Here is a 16,866-nt window from a genome sequence, read left to right as displayed (position 1 = left end):
TGATCAGCACTTCCTCTGATAGAGGATCCTTCAACTGGCCCAAAGCTCTCACTGCTCTGTAACGAATGCGGTGGTCCAGGCTCCTGTCCAGGGCCATTCTCTCCAGGGCCGATCTTTCCAGAATAAACCCTTCCAGTACCGGTCTTTTCGGGACCAGTCTTTTCAGCGCTGGTCTCACCAGATCCTGTCTCTCCCGGTCTGGGCACTCCATTGTCGATCTCCTCAAGGGCGCCCCTTCCTGGTCGGTCTTCACAATATCGATCTCGTTAGACCTCTGAAGGAGCATCTATCAGATCATCCTGTTTATGAGCTTACCAGCGACCCATATAACATGTTTGTAGCTGATGCGAATATATACTTAATTCTATTCCTGGGTTCAGGCTCTAAGGGTTCTGGTTTTGGCCAGCAGCTATATTTATTAACGCATTTATTAACCTATAAAAGCGTCCACCGCTGTGAGAGGTGAGCGCATTTTTACAAAGGAGGAGATCAAGATGGTCCAAGGGCGAGGAATTCCAAAGCCGGTAATATACAAAAACATGCCGGCGGTCTTTCAGAGAAGGGACGGAAAGTTCGAGATAAAGCTGCAGGTAACGGGTGGATTGCTCACTGCTCAGCAGGTGCAGAGGATTGGCGAGGTTGCTTCCAAGTACGGCTCGCGCGTCCATTTCACTGTGCGCCAGGAGGTTCTGATCCTGGGAATCCAGGAGGAGAATCTGGAACCCGCCCTGGCTGAGCTTAAAGAGGTGGGCTTGAATCCCGGATCGGCAGGCATGGTCTTTCGCAATGTGGTCTCATGTCTTGGCACCGATTACTGCTATAAAGCAGTGGCAGAGACCATCGGCCTGGCAAGGGAGATCGGCGACCGCTTCACCGGCGAGAAGACACCGGGGCCACTGAAGGTAGCCATCGGGGGCTGTGCATTCCCCTGCACCAGGCCGCAATTCAATGAGATCGGCCTGATGGGCAGAGTCCTGCCCCAGATCGACCTGGAGAAATGCACCGGCTGCGGCAAATGCGTTGAGGTCTGCAAGGTGGGAGCAACGAAGATAGTCGAGGAAAAGGCAATCATCGATTACGACAAGTGCGTCCGGTGTGGTCGGTGTGTGGCCGTTTGCCCCGAGGCGGCCAAGTACTCGGCAGAGAAGGGGTACATCATGCTCGTGGGCGGGAGAGGAAGCTGGCCACCTCATGAGGGCTGGGTCCTTTGCGATATGGTGCCTAGAGAAAGGATCATTCCTCTCATAGAGCGAATACTGCAGGTCTACAAGGAGGGGGCGAAGCCGGGCATGAGGATGAGGGAGTTCATAAACTCCATCGGCTTTGAGGAGTTCAAGAGAAGAGTCCTGAGCTAAAAGCTTGGCAAGAGCAAAAGGGTTGATCCTGAATGTCGAGAGAAGAGCCGGCCATACTGGTGGATGGACTTGTTAAGCGCTATGGAGAGCTGCTGGCAGTAGATCATATCAGCTTCCAGGTAACTGAGGGAGAGATCTACGGCTTTCTGGGCCCCAACGGCTCGGGAAAGACCACCACCATTCGCATGCTGGTCGGCCTCGCCCAGCCCGATGAGGGCAGTGCCAGCCTTCTGGGCTACCATCTTCCAGCTGGAATCAACCAGGCCAAGAGATACATGGGCGTGGTGCCGGATGTATCAAACCTCTACGATGAGCTGTCAGCTCTTGATAATCTCCTCTTCATGGCCCAGCTCTACGGTGTGCCGCATGAGGAGCAAAAGCCGAGGGCAGAGCAGCTACTTCGAGACTTCGGCCTTTATGAGAGAAGAAACGATCGGTTTTCTGCCTTCTCTCGGGGAATGAAGAGGGCTCTTACCATTGCTGCCGCCCTGATACACCAGCCCCGTCTACTCTTCTTGGATGAGCCTACCACCGGCCTGGATGCGGCCGCAGCCAGGTCCTTGCGTGCTCTCATCTCCGGATTGAGTGATAAGGGCCTGACCATCTTTCTCACCACGCACTATCTGGAGGAGGCAGACCTCCTATGCGATCGCATAGCCATACTGGTTCGGGGCAGGATCGTGAGGATCGATACCCCTGCCGGGCTCAAGCGCCTGGTGCAGACGGAGTCGCTGGTCGAGTTCACCTTCCGGGGAGATATCTTGCCCCTGGCAAAAGAGTTGGAAAGCAGACTGGGGAAGGCAAAGGCCGCCTTTTTGGACCCCCGCAGGATCCGGATTTACGGGGGCGATCCGGCCCAGATATTCGATACCATATTCCAGTTCTCAAGAGACATCGGCATCGGCATTGAGGCTGCATCTACCATCCGGCCCAGCCTGGAGGACGCCTTCATCAAAGTCGCTGGCCTTTCTCCTCAGGTTATGGCGGCAGAGAAGAGCCCTGGCAAGGGGAGGGGGTGAGGGCGGTGGCCTGGCAGGATGAGTTGCGAGGAATCTATCATATCGCCATCAAGGATATGAGAACCTATTACCTCAAGCCGCCAGCGCTGAGCTGGGGAATGGTCTTTCCACTAGCTTGGACCCTGGCCTTCTATCTGCGCAGCCCAGGGGACTTTGCCGAGCTGGTGCCAGGCCTGTTGGCCATGACCATCGTATTCAGCACTACGGCCGCTGAGGCCGTGGTCATCAACTTCGAGCTGCGTCTGGGCACCCTGGAGAGGCTGCTTTTAGCACCGATAGGCATAACCTCAGTCCTATTAGGAAAGGTGTTGGGCGGCTTTCTCTTCGGCCTCTTTACCACGGCGATCGTGGCAGCGGCATCTATTCTCTATATGGATCTTCATCCTGACATCCTGGGACTGACCATAATAGCAGTCCCATCTCTGATGGTCTTCTCCTCCATGGGGGCTCTCTTCAGCGTCTCTGTCAAGGAGGTATTTGAGGCTCAGACGTTGCTCAATCTTCCCAGATTCCTCATGGTCTTCCTCTGCGGGGTGGTGTATCCGATCTCCGCTCTGCCCGATGGGCTGCAGCTCTTGGCAAGGCTCCTGCCTCTGACATACACTGTGCAGGGACTGAGGATTTCTTTCTTTGAGCATGGGGATTCTCTTTTGTGGCAGGACTTTGCAGCCCTTCTCGTTTTTATGATTCTGTTTCTGCTTCCAGCAATCAGCCTGCTGCACAGGAGGTTTCGGTAGCAAAATGCAGAGCCTATTAATTGCGCGAATGAGGTGAATGAAATGATTAAGGTGGGCGTCATAAGATGTCAGCAGACTGAGGATATGTGTCCGGGGACGATGGACTTTGTGGTAGCATCAGAGGGGAAGATGGCTTTTGCGGATACGGGGCCGGTTGAGATCGTCGGCTTTCTTTCCTGCGGCGGATGTCCGGGAAAGAGAGCAGTTCCCAGGGCGAAGATGATGGTTGATCGGGGAGCAGAGGCGATAGTCATTGCCTCCTGCATCAGCAAGGGCAATCCGATCGGCTTTCCCTGCCCTCACTTCGAGGAGATCAAGGAGTGCATCGCTAAAAAGATCGGTCCTGAGGTGAAGATAATCGAGTGGACGCATTAGCAATGGGCACAATAGCAATGGAAGAATTAGGCCATCTCATTCTGTCACTTCTGAGGCCTGTCCCTCTTCCGGGCGGAGAGGGCCAGGAAGGCCCCTCTGCCATGCCCCTCTGTAAACGGCTCTGCGTCAACTGCACCCGTCTTTGAATTTTTAAATATGGTCTGACGGGTTAGAATATCATAGAAATCGAGATCCTTCAGCCAGCTCATGACCTCATCGGCAGAACGAAATCGGGCGAATTTGTAGAATTTGCTGGTGGTTTTCTTTCTATCATAATCCCTTCCCGCCGGGCTATCCCGGTCGATCATCCCTATTATGAGACTGCCGCCGGGCACAAGAGTCCTCTTCGCCTCCTGACAGGCAAGGAGGGGATCATCAAGAAAGCATACGGTGGTCACCATCAAGACGAAATCGAAGGACTCATCCCGAAAAGGAAGCGCTTCTGCCAGCGCATAGATGACCTCGATCCCCCTTGCTCTTGCCCTCTTCGCCATCGCCTGCGCGGGCTCCACACCGATCTTGATGCCCAGAGGAGCGGCGAATCTGCCTGTTCCCGCCCCAACCTCCAAGCCGGTTCCAGAAGATGGGATGAGCGATCTCAAGGCCTGGATCTCGGAAATGTAGGCGGCTGGGTTCTCATCATACCATTCATCATACTCTGCCGCATTTTCTTCAAAGACCTCTATGCTATCCATAATAGTATGAAGTATGGAATAGCTTTAACATTTGAGGCGGCAACAGTCCTTTGATGACGGATCTGGACTATCTGAGCCTAGCCTCGGCCATGCACCGCCTAACCGAGCCGGCGGTAAGTTCTGCCATATCTCTTCTCCCGCTGGTCCCTGGCAGCCGGGGGCTTGATGTCGCTTGTGGAAATGGAGATCACAGCCTGTGGCTCGCCAGGGCGGCAAAGCCAGATGGATGTGTATTTGGCATTGACATCTGCAAGGAGGGCTTGGTCAGGGCAATTGAATCCTCGAAGAGTGCAGGGCTGAAGGGCGAGCTGGCTTTCCTGCAGGGAGATGTGTGCTCCATACCCTTCCCCGATCATATCTTCGACTGGGTCTGGTGCGCCGACTGCCTGTGGCCCGGCCCCAGGTCGCAGGGATTCCTGGGAATGAATCCTTTACCCGCCCTGGAGGAGTTGGTGCGGGTGACAAGGCCCGGGGGAACAGTTGCCCTCCTCTTCTGGTCATCTCAAAAGCTCCTTCCTGGCCACCCTTTGCTGGAGGCCAGGCTTAATGCCACCCTTGTGGCATGCTATCCCTTCCAGGAGGGCTGGGACCCGAGAGCTCATATCCTCTCTGCCCCCCTCTGGATGAATGAGGCGGGATTAATGGATATCAGAGGCCGGACGTTCGTGGCCGATATTCAGGGGCCCCTAAGCGATCAGGCCCAGGATGATCTACAGCTGTGCTTTCAGATGCTATGGGGAAGGGCGGCGGAGGAGCTGCCTGAAAAGGAAAGAGAGAACTTTCGGGTTTTATGCTCGAATTGCTCAGCTGATTTCATCGCCGCTAACCAATACTACTATGGTTTTATCACCTACACCATATTCACAGGGCGGGTGGCGGCGGGCAGTTTGATTATTGCAAATTGAGATTTTAGTCGAAAACAGCGATTGTCTCCTTTGAGGATTCTATGGTGTGGCCAGCAATAGGTGGAATCGGATACCCCCACGGTATCCGGGCGACAATCCATTCCTCAAGATCAATGAAAAAGGCGATGCTAGTCACCCTTTTCTGTCTCCCCCTTCTCTGCAACACCACCAACATGTTTGGTCCGGTCATCGCTCCAGATGGGGCAGCAGCAGATGATATCGCCTCTTTCCAAACCCCCTTTACAGCAGCCTTGGACCAGCTCAATCCTTTTGGAGGAAACCTCCATTCGGTCCAGGCAGCAAATTGAAATATATTCTCGCCATAGATCTACTGTGGAAGGTAATATCCTCATCGCCCTGGCTCTGAGCCTCTTTGCCGGCCTGGCCACGGGAATAGGAAGTCTGATCTCTTATTTCATTCCCCGGCCAGACATGCGCTATCTCTCGCTGAGCCTGGGCTTTGCTGCCGGAGTGATGGTCTACGTGGGATTTGTGGACCTCTTCTGCAGCTCCAGGATCGTCCTGGGCTTCGGCTATGCCAATCTCTTCTTTCTGATGGGTTTGGTGCTGATCTATCTGCTCGACCACCTCATTCCCCATATTCACATGGATGGCCAGGTGGACTCCCAATGCGACAGGCTCTACCGGAGCGGGATCATGACCACCATCGGCATCGCCATCCATAACCTGCCTGAGGGAATGACTGTGGCCCTGGTCTCCCTGGCCGACCTGCGGCTGGGCGTGCCTGTGGCCATTGCCATAGCCATCCATAACATCCCTGAGGGCCTGGCCTGCAGCATTCCCCTTTACTGCGCCACATCCGACCGGAGGAAATCCTGTCTGATCTCCTTTGCTGCGGGAATGACTGAGCCCCTGGGAGCGGTTCTGGCCATCCTGATCCTCTATCCATTCCTAAACGACTGGCTACTGGCTGCCGCCACCTCAATGGTCGCGGGAATCATGGTATTCCTCAGCTTTGACGAGCTCATTCCCATAGCCAACCGATATGGTGGCGAGCATACCACAAACATAGGCCTTATCGCCGGGTTTTTGGTGATGATGGCGGGATTGGTCTTGATGGAATCACTATAAATCCTATTGGAATTATAATGAATACGAAAGGATGGAGAATGGAAATGAAACGGATATTCCTGTGCAGCCTATTTCTGCTGCTCCTGGCAGCCTCGAATTGGGCAAATGCGTCCGATCAGAATCTTTTGATTCCTGATGATGAGATATCGAACGGTGAGATAAATGAGAGTGCTTTGGTGCTGGCCCTGGCTGGAGAGCCATCCGGAGAGCTTACCCAGGCAGAGGTCGATGGCCTTCTATTTATGATTGAGGAGGAGAAGCTGGCGGGCGACGTCTATTCGGCACTGGATGAAATGTGGGATATGCGCGTCTTCGAGAACATCGGAAGGGCAGAGCTAACTCATCAGGCGGCGGTAAAAAGGCTTCTTGATAGGTATTCCCTGCCTGATCCCAGGATGGGAGAGGGCGAGTTTGCCAATGAAACCCTGCAGGATCTCTACAATGATCTATTGGCCAAGGGAAGCACTTCGGTCAGTGACGCCCTCATGGCGGGAGCGGCCATAGAGGAGATAGATATCCTCGATTTGGAGGAATATATGGCGCAAACGGATAAAGAGGACATACTTCTCGTGTATGCCAATTTATTGCGCGGATCGGAGAACCATCTCCGGGCATTTGTCAATAACCTGGAAAGGCAGAGGGTCGAGTACACTCCTCAGTACCTATCGGAGGAGGAGTACCGCAGCATAATGGAAGCCTGAAGCTACTGCAAAGGATCTATGGCATCTGGGCAAGCTAGCCGCGAAATAGATCCCGTCCAGGCCCCTTCCGTGCTGAGAGTAGCCCTCTACTCTCTGCTCTTCAACCTGGCCCTGGTGGCGGCCAAGCTCACTCTCTCCGCCCTATCCGGGAGCCTGGCCTTGCGAGCGGATGCCATTCACTCCACGGTGGATGTTATGGCCTCGCTGGCCCTGATCCTGGGGGTGAAGATCTCCGAGAGGAAGAGCGAAAGTTTTCCTCTGGGGCTTTATAAGGTGGAGAACCTGGCATCCATCGCCATATCCTTCTTGCTGTTTCTTACCGCTTATGAGATCGTCCTGGAGGCGGTGCGAGGGGAAGCTCTGCCCATCAATTATCAGGGATGGGTGCTCTATGCCGTGGCAGCGATAATTCCTCTTCCCTATCTATTCGGCAGCTTCCAGATCAAAGTTGGAGAGAGGACCGGATCGCCCAGCCTGATTGCCGATGGGGTGCAGCATAAGGCCGATGTCCTCACCTCCTCCCTGGTCTTCCTCGCTCTGATCGCTCAGAGCATCTCTCTTCCTTTGGACAGGATTGCGGCGGTGATAATCGCATTGGTGATCGTCAAGGAGGGTTGGGGAATTCTGGTCGACGGCATGCGGGTCCTGCTGGATGCCTCAGTGGACGCACAGACTCTGAAGAGGATCCGGGCCCTGATTCTGGAGGCTCCTGAGGTTGTATCCATCAAAGAGCTGGTGGCCAGGAACTCCGGACGTTATCTCTTTGTCCAGGCCGATCTAATCCTAAGGCTGGTCGATCTGAAGAGGGCCCACCTGGCCAGCGAGAGGATCGAGTCAAGGATTAAAAGAGAGCTACCGCAGGTGGATCGGGTGCAGATTCATTATGAGCCCATTGTAGAGAGCCGGCGCAGATACGCGGCTCCTCTGGCAGATATGGGGGGAAGGCTGAGCAGGCATTTTGGTGAATCCAGTTATTTCGCCCTAGTAGAGATGGATTTTGAGGAGATGAAACTTGTCCGGCAGGAGATCATAGCCAATCCCCATAAGGATCTGAGCAAGGGCAAGGGCCTGAAGGTGGCCCAGTTCCTTCTAGGCTTCAAGCCAGATGTCGTCTTCTCTATAGAGGGCCTGGAGGGCAAAGGGCCTGGCTATGCCTTTGCGGAAGCGGGTGTAGAGACGGTGCAGACGGATGCCGAAACCCTGGAGGAGCTGATGGCAGATCTATTGGAGGCGGAAAGGAATCGTACAAATCTTTAAATACAATATCGCATATAAGCGTAATTGCTCTTTCCATCTCATCGACATTTGTCGGCAGGAGCAGAACGGCCAGAACAAGAGCATGATGTGTTCGAAAAATCAGAATCAGTGAGGTTTAATGAAGGTAAGTGTTACTGCAGGAGCATCGGGCCTTGATGCTCCCATGGATCCCAGGTTTGGGCGTTGTCCCTTTTTTGTGATAGTAGATACAGACAGCATGAGCGATATATCCATTGCTAACTCTAATGTCAATGCAACCAGCGGCGCTGGCATACAGGCTGCCCAGGAGATAGCCAGGCAGGGAGCAGCAGCTCTTATCACCGGAAACGTCGGCCCCAATGCCATGCAGACCCTCTCCGCAGCCAATATCGATGTTTATCAGTATCAGGGAGCAGGTAGCGTCAGAGACGTGGTGGAGAAGTTCAAGCGTGGCGAGCTTCAAAAGATCGCTGGTGCATCCGTACCCGCTCACGCCGGCATGGGCCCGGGTGGTCAGGGCGGTCAGGGCATGGGGCGAGGTGGCGGCGCTGGAAGGGGCGGCGGCCAGGGCATGGGACGAGGCGGTGGCCGGGGAGCTGGCAGAGGAGGGCAGTTTTAATGAAGATCTGCGTCCCCACCATGGGCAATTCCGGCCTGGATGAGGCCATCTGCCAGCACTTCGGACGGGCTCCCACCTTCACCGTGGTGGACCTGAATGACAATGAGATCTGCGTACTGCCCAATGTATCGGAGCACATGGGTGGGACGGGCCTGCCCACAGAGACCATATTTGCCGAGGGCGTGCAGGTGCTGATTGTAGGCGGCCTGGGTCCTAAGGCGGTCATGGCCTTCAGCGAGGCGGGCATAGACGTGTTCGTAGGTGCTACAGGCACAGTCAAGGATGCCATCGATGACTGGAGAGAGGATGTGCTGAGCCGAGCCAGCCCTGATAACGCCTGTCAGGATCATAAGCATTAGTCTTTGAATTAGAGGGGATGAGTTGAAGCTATCCATAGCTAGCGGCAAGGGCGGCACTGGCAAGACTCTGGTCTCCACCTCGCTTGCTGCCTCTCTTTATTCCCTGGGTGATGGGCGGATTGCAATCGCAGATTGTGATGTTGAAGAGCCCAATTCTCACCTTTTCTTTCCGGACAGAACCCTTCTGGAGAAAGAGAGCTGCCAGGTTGCTGTGCCGGTGATAGATGAGGAGTTGTGCACCCATTGCGGCAAATGCAGTGAAGTCTGCGCTTATCATGCTCTGGCCGTGCTCCCTGGGACGGTGCTGATCTTTCCCGAGCTCTGCCACGGTTGTGGGGCCTGTAGCATCATCTGCCCGGAGAAGGCCATAAGCGAAGGCTCTCGATCGATAGGGGAGATATTTCACGCCCGTTCCGGTGGCATGGATATCGTCTGGGGAGAGCTGGCCCTTGGCGAGGCCAGGACCACTCCTCTCATCAAAGCAGTAAAACAGAGGGCCCAGGGCGATACGGTGATCGTCGATTGCCCGCCCGGCACCTCTTGTTCTATGGTGGAGTCGGTGCGAGGGAGCGACTTCTGCCTGCTGGTCACCGAGCCCACTCCCTTTGGCCTGTACGACCTGGACATCGCCTTGAAGGTGCTGGACAAGATGAAAATCCCCCAGGCGGTTCTGGTCAACAAGAGCGGCGTGGGTGACCGGAAGCTCTATCACTACCTGGAGGAGAAGAAGATACCCCTTTTAATGGAGATTCCCCTGGACCGAAAGATAGCTGAGATCTACTCCCAGGGAGAGATATTCGTCCTGCGTATGCCAGAGTGGAAGGAGAGGTTTGTTGAATTGGCAAATAGGATTGAGGAGATGATAGCATGTTGCAGGTCGCTATAGTGAGCGGAAAAGGGGGAACCGGCAAGACCTCGATCATCGCCTCACTGGCAGCTCTCGCCCGAGGAAAAGCAGTCTTTGCCGATTGCGATGTGGACGCACCCGACCTGCACCTCATCCTCCAGCCCGAGATCCTGGAAAGGCGGGAGTTCTATGGCATCAAGAGGGCATTCATAGATAAAGAAAAGTGCATTCAATGCGGGATCTGCCAGGATTCCTGCAGGTTTGGTGCTATCGCTGATTTTGAGGTTGAAACTCCCCTCTGCGAGGGCTGTGGGGTATGCCAGCTGGTCTGTCCTGAGGATGCGGTCGATATGAGAGACGTCCAGGCCGGGGAGGCTTACATTTCCCAGACCAGATTCGGTCCCATGGTCCATGCCGAGCTGTATCCAGGTGAGGAGGCATCGGGAAAGCTGGTGGCCATGGTCAGGGAGATGGCTCGCGACCTGGCGGCAGAGAAGAATCTTGATCTAATCCTCATAGATGGCTCTCCGGGCATAGGCTGTCCGGTGATCGCATCATTGACCGGAGTCGACCTGGCGCTGGTGGTGACGGAGCCCACAGTCACTGGAGAGCACGATCTGGTGAGGCTCTTGGATGTGGCCGACCACTTCGGCATAAAGACGACCGTCTGCATCAACAAGTATGACCTCAACCCTGAGGCGGCAAGAAAGATCGAGGAGCTGTGCGGTAAGAGAGGGGTGAAGATCGCGGGAAGGCTGCCCTATCATACCTCGGTCATCGAGGCAATGGTCAAGGCGCAGGCGGTGGTGGAGATCGGAGGACCGGTGGCTGAGGCTATAGAAGATATGTACAAGGGCCTGGAGGGGCAGCTTTAGAAGGCGAATTTTTTATTAATAAGACGACGAAGATGAATTGGGGGTTTTGATCAAGATGAAAGCAAAATATCCTCTGGCCCGTGGGGCCTTGATGATCTGTCTGATGGCCAGCCTCTTCATGCTGGCCCAGGCTTATGATCCACTGGGAAGCGATATCTTCCTCATGCCAGGCGAGTCGAGAGCAATCTCTGGCCAGGACAATATTAAGACCTATATCGATCCAAATGCCGATCCACTGAGCATTGACCCGTTGATGCGTCCGATCGATCCACAGCATTCGGCGGAGTACCTGGATAAGATCAGCGGCCGGGAGTATTTGAGTCCCTTCGTTCAGATCACTCAGGATCTGCGGGGCAACTGGAGGCTGAATCTATATGGCAGCTTGCCGGGCACGGTTGATCTTACGCTCGTGCAGAACAAGGATGCAGTCTTTGGCCGGGGCATGCTCACCTCGTTCGGAACGACAAAAGACCTGTCTGCCAGCGGATGGACGGCGAAGGATGTGCTCTATCTGGATATGGTCGATATGCAGAACATGATGCTCTACCGGTGCACTCTAACCATGAGCAAAGATAATCTCTCCGGCAGCTTCAATGCTTATGATGCTCAGGGAGGGGCCTGGTCGGGAACCATACAGGGAAGCCGCCAGGCATAGATCGAATAGGCCAAAAATTATGGGCAAGAAATTTGCCCAGATGGGATAAGACTGAACAGAATTCCGCTCCCAAGATCACCGGTCAGGATCGCTTATCGAGATTCCTTGATCGGGATCTCACAGCGGATTTTGGGGCAGGATGGGCTTCGCAAAATATCCCGCAACACTCTTATTCGGCTCCTATCTTATCCTGTCTCTCAGGGCGCCTTAAGTAGAAGCTATTGCCCTGGTATTCAATTCGGAGGAGCTCTTTTTTTTCCAGCAGCTCTTCTATTATATCCCAGCTATTTCCAGATTTTTCTAAAAATCTTCTCAAGGCAGCTTCTCTCATGGGGTGAACGGAGGCGATCGCCAGGATATCCTCTTTAGCTTCGCCGGTGAAGTCGAAGCTGTCTCCCTCATATCCGACCAGGAGCTCGACCCTCTTCAGCCTCTGGCTGAATATCTGATAAGCCAGGCACAGGTTCTCCGGGGAGGGCATCTGTACCCATGATTCTGTTGGAGGACGGATGGGAACGGAGATATAGGATACTTCAGGATCGATCCCCTCCAGGAACTCAGCTAGGGCCAGGAGGCTGGCCTTACAATCGTTTATGCCGGCTAAGAGCATGCTCTCCGTGGCCAGGATGCCACTATATTCCCGGGCGAAATCTTTGATTCCCTGAAGGATCGTATCGAGCCTGAGACTGCGGTGGGGCCGGTCTATTCGCCGCCAGGCTTTATCCTCCAGAGAATCCACCTTGACCGACACCCAGTCCGCTTTGAATAGATCCTCTCGAACCTTTTCATCCCAGATCAGGGAGGCATTGCTGATCACCGCTATTTTTATGCCGAGTGTTTTGAGCATATCGATCTCTTCGCCCAGGTTGCTGTCCAACGTGGGCTCGCCGTCAGGAACAAAAGATAAGTAATCTATAGTCAGGCCTAGATCTCTTGCCTCTGCCACCTTCTGGGCCACCTGGTCGAAGATCTGCTGGGGTAGATAGTAGGAGCGGCGCTCTGCCGACATCTGCAGAGTCCTGCCCACCTGGCAGTAGGCGCAGGAATAGCTGCAGATCTTGGCAGGAATGTTGTTGATCCCCAGGGATCGTCCCAGCCTGCGGGAAGGCACAGGCCCAAAAGCTATCAATCTCTCCATCCCCCCATCTCCATTATCCTTAAAACTCGATTGAATCTCCCACCGCCAGAGGCTGGCAGCTTTCCCCCAGTATATCCTGTAGCCGGGAGAGGGCCTTCTGACCGGTGCAGTGACCCGGCCGGACAACTGCCGGGTCCAGGTCGAGCAGGGCGCGGGCGGTGGCATCTATGCGCTTATTGTCTGCACCCATGAGGTGGAATCCGCCTATCACCGCATACAGCCTTTCCTCTCCCGTTATCCTCTGGGCATATCTTATGGTGTTGATGATGCCGCTGTGGGCGCAGCCGCTGATCACAACCAGCCCCTTTCCAGGCAGATGTATGGCCAGTGATTGATCATCAGGCATGGCGTCGGGAGTATACTGGTCATTTTTCATGGTCCAGAATCCCTCAACCGTCTCCAAGGCCTCCATCCGGGGCACCTCTCCGGTGGTCATGACCCCTGGAGCCAGCGTTACCGGGCCCCGGCAGGGAAGCATTATCCCTCCAGCAGCCTCCAGCTGGTCCCGGGTGAAGGGGGCGCCTATGTACTTTAAAAAGGGCCGGACCTTCAGCTTGGGGGCGAAGATATCAGGATGGGCAACGATCGGAACCGGTGCCCTCCTCCTCTGCAGCACGCCCATCAGTCCCCCAGTGTGATCGTAGTGGCCGTGGCTGAGGCAGATCAGATCGATCTCTTCTGGATCTATATGCAGAGCATCGAGATTATGGAGCATCACCTCCGGCGTGGCCCCGGTGTCCCAGAGAAGCTTCATGTTCTCTGATCCCAGATTCATATCCAGATCCAGCAGAATGGATAGGCCGTGCTGGGCCTGCAGATGGTCGTTTTCAAGGGAAGAGGAGTTTTCAACCACAATGGTCAGACAAAGGTCCTGGAGCATGGGTTACTATACGGCCGCTGGGTGCTTAAGGATGACGCGTCAGGGCCGCTTTTTATCTGCATTTCCAGTCTTTCCAGTATGGCAGTGATCGTGGCTTTCACAGAGAGATCTTTTGGTTTCTGCCATCTCTCTGTCAGAGGAGCTTTTTTCAAGACTCCTCTCCATCCCATTTATACTCGTACGGTCTCTTCAAACTCGCTCCTCAGAAGATGGCGCGGCTCGTATTCTATTCCCTGCTCTTTTAGGTCGGCGACATAAGAGCGAAGGTGCTTTCTTGAGCCGGCCAGGAGTCCCTGATACATGGTCCTGACATCCTCGTTCTCCGCCGCCGCCAGCTCAGCCTCCAGGTCCATGATGCTTATCTCCTCGAATTCAGCCGCCACCTTCAGGGCCTGTTCATCGGACTCCAATCCCTCTGCCAGGAGGCGGTCGTGGATATCCTGCAGTGTCTGGTTTTCGAACACTCCTGGCACATCCGCCGGAAGGACAAGGCCGTACTTATCGATCACTGCCTTTGCCTGGTCCATGTGGCTCTCCTCTGATCTGGTCAGATCCAGGAAGATGGTGAGATTGTTCTTTTCATATAGCGATGAGTAGATGTCTCGGGCTGCCTTCTCCTCCTCCCAGATGAAGATGAGACCATCCTTCTCTATCGGGGTCAGCGATCCTGGGAGGGAAGCGGACGCCACACCCCCCGCTCGGGTCAAGGAGAGGATGCCCTCGCCGTAGGCCACATCGTGCTTCTGGCTGATGTCAGGATTGTCGGACAGCGCCCAGATGATGGAGACCGCCTGTCCAGGGGAGAAGGACTTGTCAAAACGGTCAGAGGACTGGAGCGATCTCTTCAGCTCTATGGTGGTCCTGCCAGCTGATTCGCTTCCAGAAAACTCCTGGATGTCGTCTGTGCCACCCAACATGGTATCCTCGATATGGGGGCCGTAGTTGCCTGTGCAGTACTCATCTAATACTACAGCAGTGCCTTTGTCCACCGAGGCCAGGATTATATCGGAGTCCTTCATCCACTCCAGAGGCTCAAAGCCCAGCGCCAGCCAGCCAAGGGTGCTGCCATTCAGGGCTAGATAGAGATCTTCTTCGTCATTTCTCCAGGAGATCTGCATGTCTCCGCCGCTATAGCCCTGCCTGGTCGGGGCCTGAAGGAGCATGCTGCGGGTGTATTCCCCCTCGCTAACTATCCCATCGGCCTTCCATTCCTCTGTAGCCTGCTGCTTTGAGACCGCCGGGGCCTCTGGCCGCTCAACGCAGCCAGAAAAGGTCAGCAGCAGAGCCAGGAGCAAAACAGCATTGATCGCTCTCATATCCAAACACCATTTCAAGATATTTGGGCTGCAACATATATCAGGCTATGCCATTTGCAGCTTATTTTCTCCAATCCCTCATCTAGCTTCGACTGAGGAAAACATAGATATACCAAAACATAACTATTAATGATTGTGATTGATCATGATAAGGCTCGTCATTGCATTCCTTCTCTTGTGGCTGCTGGCGGCTTGGATTCTTGCCTGGCCAAGAAGAACGACCAGAGCATAAATCCTAAAGGTCGGGCTTTGAGATGAGATCTTAATCGACGATAGCTGGCCGGCTAGAGAGCGACAGAGAGATTGCTCTTTTATCTCTCATGTTCTTCCAGGATCTCTATCAGTTCCTTTGAGGTGAACCGGCTTATCAGATCCAGCGTCCTTTTCATCTCCTCATAAAACTGCAGGGATTCCGCTAAAAGAGCTTTCAGCTTATCGTCTCTCCTGTACCCTTCATCCTTCTCTCGCTTGTACCCTTTATCCCTTGCTCTATTACAACCTTCATCCTCTTCTCTTTCCAGGTTATCTCTCACCTGAAGAAGGGCTTGCAGAATCAGATCAACCTCCTCTTTGGCTGCTGAGAGAATGACCTGCCTTTTTGCCTCGGCATCGTTCACCAGGGCGTAGCGATGCTGCTTGATGTTATGATGCACATCCTGGGGGTCGACCACTCGGCGAGCTATCCCCAGGCTCTCCAGCAGGTTCATGCTGGAACGGACGGTGGTTTTGCTGTAGCCGGTCCTCTCTGCTAGCATATCCAGGGACATGGGTTCACTCTCTAGGAAGAGGGTGCCTCGCAGAAGTCCTATTGCATCGCTCTTTCCATATTTCCGAGCTGATTTGATGCACGCCTCTATTACTGGCTTTTTCAGTTTCAGTGCTTCCCCGTCCTTCACAGCATTCCACTCGAAAGAGGCGTTTAAGTAATTTGCTCTCCCCGCGGCAAGGAAGCAAAGGATTTTATGATACAAAGACCTATTTTTGCACATGAAATCATATCCATCTGGAAGCAGCGATCTGGAGCAGATGATAGGCAATGCAGCGGTTGAGGTCGCTCGCATATCAATTCAGGCGGCGAAGAAGATCCTGGGTGACCTGCCAAGCGATATCTCTATGGAGAAGAGCCAGGATCAGCCTGCTATAGATCTCATGGACGGAAAGGACGAGCTGGTCGCTCTCATATCCCTGCCAGGGAGGAGCAAGGATATGATCGATCTCCGAGTGACGGAGGACACCCTCACCATAAGCGCCAAATCAGCGGCCCGTGAGGGAAAATACCTGCGTCAGGAGATCGAGAACCGAAATGTAGAACGTGAGATCAAGCTGCCTCTTGAGGTCAAGCCGGAGCAGGTTAAAGCCAGCTTCAATAATGGCATCCTGGAGGTCCATCTTCCCAAGCTAATGGTGGTAGACTCCCAGAGGATTCAGGTGGAATGATATCGAGACTCATTTTTTTCGCTAAAAAAGCAAAAAAGTCAAGCCCAAAGAAGAACTAAATGGCAACTCCTGCCACAGGCCCAAAGCCCGATCAGCGGACGGATGCAAAGACGAGGATGAACGTCCTCTTGCTGGGCGTTGTCAGCTTTCTCAACGACATCAGCAGCGAGATCATCCAGCCCATCCTCCCTCTTTTCATCGCTCAACTTGGTGGAGGCAGCATGGCGGTGGGCCTCATCGGCGGGGTGAGCGACGGCCTGCCCAGCATCCTCAAGGTCCTCTCGGGATGTTGGTCTGATCGCCTGGGCAGGAGAAAGCCGCTGGTGGTGGCCGGATATGCCATATCGGCAATGGGCAAGCTCTTCCTGCCTTTTGCCTCTGCCTGGCAGCATGTCTTCCTCCTCAAGACCCTGGAGAGAAGCGGCAAAGGAGTGAGGTCCGCTCCCAGAGACGCCATGATATCCGAGTCCACTGATCAGGGCCACAGAGGACGGGGTTTTGGCATGCACCGGGCCATGGACTCCGCGGGTGCAGTCGTCGGCTCGATGCTGGCCTATCTCCTCTGGCAGGGCGGCTTTGGCTACCCTTCCATTCTGATGCTGGCGGGGATCCTCTCAGTGGCGGC

Annotated in this window: 22 protein-coding genes; 15 read left to right on the top strand and 7 right to left on the bottom strand. The window is 54.4% G+C overall.

Going from position 1 to position 16,866, the window contains the following annotated elements; translation table 11 throughout:
• On the bottom strand, positions 1-211 hold a 211-nt coding region (locus BP822_RS12805), incomplete at its 3' end, for a hypothetical protein (RefSeq protein WP_286878413.1).
• Between the two features lie 283 nt (positions 212-494).
• On the opposite strand from BP822_RS12805, the gene BP822_RS12800 reads away from it, so the two are divergent.
• From BP822_RS12800 to BP822_RS12785, 4 genes are read left to right on the top strand one after another with little or no spacing between them, the layout of a single operon-like run.
• On the top strand, positions 495-1,355 hold the full coding sequence (locus tag BP822_RS12800) for a 4Fe-4S binding protein (RefSeq protein ID WP_286858233.1): 861 nt from the start codon (positions 495-497) through the stop codon (positions 1,353-1,355).
• Positions 1,356-1,387: 32 nt separating this feature from the next.
• Positions 1,388-2,374 (top strand): ABC transporter ATP-binding protein, encoded by a 987-nt coding sequence (locus BP822_RS12795; RefSeq protein ID WP_013718562.1) that lies wholly within the window; start codon positions 1,388-1,390, stop codon positions 2,372-2,374.
• 5 nt (positions 2,375-2,379) lie between these two features.
• Complete coding sequence (locus BP822_RS12790; protein ID WP_273279026.1) at positions 2,380-3,111, top strand: ABC transporter permease; 732 nt, start codon at positions 2,380-2,382, stop codon at positions 3,109-3,111.
• 42 nt (positions 3,112-3,153) lie between these two features.
• Positions 3,154-3,486, top strand: coding sequence for a CGGC domain-containing protein (locus BP822_RS12785; protein ID WP_013718564.1), 333 nt, complete (start codon positions 3,154-3,156; stop codon positions 3,484-3,486).
• Positions 3,487-3,530: 44 nt separating this feature from the next.
• On the opposite strand, the gene BP822_RS12780 is transcribed toward BP822_RS12785, so the two are convergent.
• Positions 3,531-4,181: a class I SAM-dependent methyltransferase gene (locus BP822_RS12780; RefSeq protein ID WP_013718565.1), complete on the bottom strand. Its 651-nt coding sequence runs from the start codon at positions 4,179-4,181 to the stop codon at positions 3,531-3,533.
• 53 nt (positions 4,182-4,234) lie between these two features.
• On the opposite strand from BP822_RS12780, the gene BP822_RS12775 reads away from it, so the two are divergent.
• Positions 4,235-5,086 (top strand): class I SAM-dependent methyltransferase, encoded by an 852-nt coding sequence (locus BP822_RS12775; protein ID WP_286858231.1) that lies wholly within the window; start codon positions 4,235-4,237, stop codon positions 5,084-5,086.
• A 4-nt stretch (positions 5,087-5,090) separates the two neighbouring features.
• On the opposite strand, the gene BP822_RS12770 is transcribed toward BP822_RS12775, so the two are convergent.
• Entirely contained in the window at positions 5,091-5,351 is a 261-nt protein-coding gene (locus tag BP822_RS12770; protein ID WP_162144971.1) for a hypothetical protein, read from the bottom strand.
• A 68-nt stretch (positions 5,352-5,419) separates the two neighbouring features.
• Between BP822_RS12770 and zupT the strand changes: the two genes are divergently transcribed.
• The 8 genes from zupT (at position 5,420) to BP822_RS12730 (ending at position 11,470) form a co-directional block, all read left to right on the top strand.
• Positions 5,420-6,178 carry a zinc transporter ZupT gene (gene zupT, locus BP822_RS12765; protein ID WP_013718567.1) on the top strand — a complete coding sequence of 253 codons (759 nt, stop codon included), beginning with the start codon at positions 5,420-5,422 and terminating at the stop codon, positions 6,176-6,178.
• Positions 6,179-6,222: 44 nt separating this feature from the next.
• Positions 6,223-6,879 carry a DUF2202 domain-containing protein gene (locus BP822_RS12760; RefSeq protein WP_048131756.1) on the top strand — a complete coding sequence of 219 codons (657 nt, stop codon included), beginning with the start codon at positions 6,223-6,225 and terminating at the stop codon, positions 6,877-6,879.
• 18 nt (positions 6,880-6,897) lie between these two features.
• Positions 6,898-8,136 carry a cation diffusion facilitator family transporter gene (locus tag BP822_RS12755; RefSeq protein ID WP_048131758.1) on the top strand — a complete coding sequence of 413 codons (1,239 nt, stop codon included), beginning with the start codon at positions 6,898-6,900 and terminating at the stop codon, positions 8,134-8,136.
• Between the two features lie 118 nt (positions 8,137-8,254).
• A complete protein-coding gene (locus BP822_RS12750) occupies positions 8,255-8,734 on the top strand; it encodes a NifB/NifX family molybdenum-iron cluster-binding protein (protein WP_286878412.1) in 480 nt (159 codons plus the stop codon).
• Complete coding sequence (locus BP822_RS12745) at positions 8,734-9,093, top strand: NifB/NifX family molybdenum-iron cluster-binding protein (RefSeq protein WP_013718571.1); 360 nt, start codon at positions 8,734-8,736, stop codon at positions 9,091-9,093. The genes BP822_RS12750 and BP822_RS12745 overlap by 1 nt, the downstream gene beginning before the upstream one ends.
• A 22-nt stretch (positions 9,094-9,115) precedes the next feature.
• Positions 9,116-9,979, top strand: a complete 864-nt coding sequence (locus tag BP822_RS12740) for a P-loop NTPase (RefSeq protein WP_013718572.1) — start codon at positions 9,116-9,118, stop codon at positions 9,977-9,979.
• Positions 9,961-10,815, top strand: coding sequence for an ATP-binding protein (locus BP822_RS12735; RefSeq protein ID WP_013718573.1), 855 nt, complete (start codon positions 9,961-9,963; stop codon positions 10,813-10,815). Before BP822_RS12740 ends, BP822_RS12735 begins: the two co-directional genes overlap by 19 nt.
• A gap of 55 nt (positions 10,816-10,870) precedes the next feature.
• Positions 10,871-11,470, top strand: a complete 600-nt coding sequence (locus BP822_RS12730) for a hypothetical protein (protein WP_276620285.1) — start codon at positions 10,871-10,873, stop codon at positions 11,468-11,470.
• 169 nt (positions 11,471-11,639) lie between these two features.
• On the opposite strand, the gene BP822_RS12725 is transcribed toward BP822_RS12730, so the two are convergent.
• The 4 genes from BP822_RS12725 to BP822_RS12710 all read right to left on the bottom strand — a co-directional run bounded on the left by BP822_RS12725 (position 11,640) and on the right by BP822_RS12710 (position 15,700).
• Complete coding sequence (locus tag BP822_RS12725) at positions 11,640-12,608, bottom strand: radical SAM protein (protein WP_273271183.1); 969 nt, start codon at positions 12,606-12,608, stop codon at positions 11,640-11,642.
• A 19-nt stretch (positions 12,609-12,627) separates the two neighbouring features.
• A complete protein-coding gene (locus BP822_RS12720; RefSeq protein ID WP_013718576.1) occupies positions 12,628-13,488 on the bottom strand; it encodes an MBL fold metallo-hydrolase in 861 nt (286 codons plus the stop codon).
• Positions 13,489-13,658: 170 nt separating this feature from the next.
• Positions 13,659-14,804 (bottom strand): DUF2202 domain-containing protein, encoded by a 1,146-nt coding sequence (locus BP822_RS12715; protein WP_286878411.1) that lies wholly within the window; start codon positions 14,802-14,804, stop codon positions 13,659-13,661.
• A gap of 311 nt (positions 14,805-15,115) precedes the next feature.
• Positions 15,116-15,700 carry a GbsR/MarR family transcriptional regulator gene (locus BP822_RS12710; RefSeq protein ID WP_286878410.1) on the bottom strand — a complete coding sequence of 195 codons (585 nt, stop codon included), beginning with the start codon at positions 15,698-15,700 and terminating at the stop codon, positions 15,116-15,118.
• Between the two features lie 91 nt (positions 15,701-15,791).
• Here BP822_RS12710 and BP822_RS12705 point away from each other — a divergent pair, with 91 nt between their 5' ends.
• Entirely contained in the window at positions 15,792-16,241 is a 450-nt protein-coding gene (locus tag BP822_RS12705; protein WP_286878409.1) for an Hsp20/alpha crystallin family protein, read from the top strand.
• A 59-nt stretch (positions 16,242-16,300) separates the two neighbouring features.
• A partial coding sequence (locus BP822_RS12700) for an MFS transporter (protein WP_286878408.1) occupies positions 16,301-16,866 on the top strand: 566 nt, incomplete at its 3' end.

This window comes from Methanosaeta sp. UBA458 (assembly GCF_002496085.1).
Lineage (GTDB): Archaea > Halobacteriota > Methanosarcinia > Methanotrichales > Methanotrichaceae > Methanothrix > Methanothrix soehngenii.
The sequence above is the reverse complement of the archived record's forward strand: the minus strand, read 5'-3'. Positions and strand labels throughout refer to the sequence as shown.

What these genes read in the sequence shown, in the direction of transcription:
- BP822_RS12800 (WP_286858233.1), top strand. Translation starts at nt 495, where the DNA reads ATGGTCCAAGGGCGAGGAATTCCAAAGCCGGTAATATACAAAAACATG.
- BP822_RS12795 (WP_013718562.1), top strand. Translation starts at nt 1,388, where the DNA reads ATGTCGAGAGAAGAGCCGGCCATACTGGTGGATGGACTTGTTAAGCGC.
- BP822_RS12785 (WP_013718564.1), top strand. Translation starts at nt 3,154, where the DNA reads ATGATTAAGGTGGGCGTCATAAGATGTCAGCAGACTGAGGATATGTGT.
- BP822_RS12780 (WP_013718565.1), bottom strand. Translation starts at nt 4,181, where the DNA reads ATGGATAGCATAGAGGTCTTTGAAGAAAATGCGGCAGAGTATGATGAA.
- BP822_RS12775 (WP_286858231.1), top strand. Translation starts at nt 4,235, where the DNA reads ATGACGGATCTGGACTATCTGAGCCTAGCCTCGGCCATGCACCGCCTA.
- BP822_RS12760 (WP_048131756.1), top strand. Translation starts at nt 6,223, where the DNA reads ATGAAACGGATATTCCTGTGCAGCCTATTTCTGCTGCTCCTGGCAGCC.
- BP822_RS12755 (WP_048131758.1), top strand. Translation starts at nt 6,898, where the DNA reads ATGGCATCTGGGCAAGCTAGCCGCGAAATAGATCCCGTCCAGGCCCCT.
- BP822_RS12750 (WP_286878412.1), top strand. Translation starts at nt 8,255, where the DNA reads ATGAAGGTAAGTGTTACTGCAGGAGCATCGGGCCTTGATGCTCCCATG.
- BP822_RS12745 (WP_013718571.1), top strand. Translation starts at nt 8,734, where the DNA reads ATGAAGATCTGCGTCCCCACCATGGGCAATTCCGGCCTGGATGAGGCC.
- BP822_RS12735 (WP_013718573.1), top strand. Translation starts at nt 9,961, where the DNA reads ATGTTGCAGGTCGCTATAGTGAGCGGAAAAGGGGGAACCGGCAAGACC.
- BP822_RS12730 (WP_276620285.1), top strand. Translation starts at nt 10,871, where the DNA reads ATGAAAGCAAAATATCCTCTGGCCCGTGGGGCCTTGATGATCTGTCTG.
- BP822_RS12725 (WP_273271183.1), bottom strand. Translation starts at nt 12,608, where the DNA reads ATGGAGAGATTGATAGCTTTTGGGCCTGTGCCTTCCCGCAGGCTGGGA.
- BP822_RS12720 (WP_013718576.1), bottom strand. Translation starts at nt 13,488, where the DNA reads ATGCTCCAGGACCTTTGTCTGACCATTGTGGTTGAAAACTCCTCTTCC.
- BP822_RS12715 (WP_286878411.1), bottom strand. Translation starts at nt 14,804, where the DNA reads ATGAGAGCGATCAATGCTGTTTTGCTCCTGGCTCTGCTGCTGACCTTT.
- BP822_RS12705 (WP_286878409.1), top strand. Translation starts at nt 15,792, where the DNA reads ATGAAATCATATCCATCTGGAAGCAGCGATCTGGAGCAGATGATAGGC.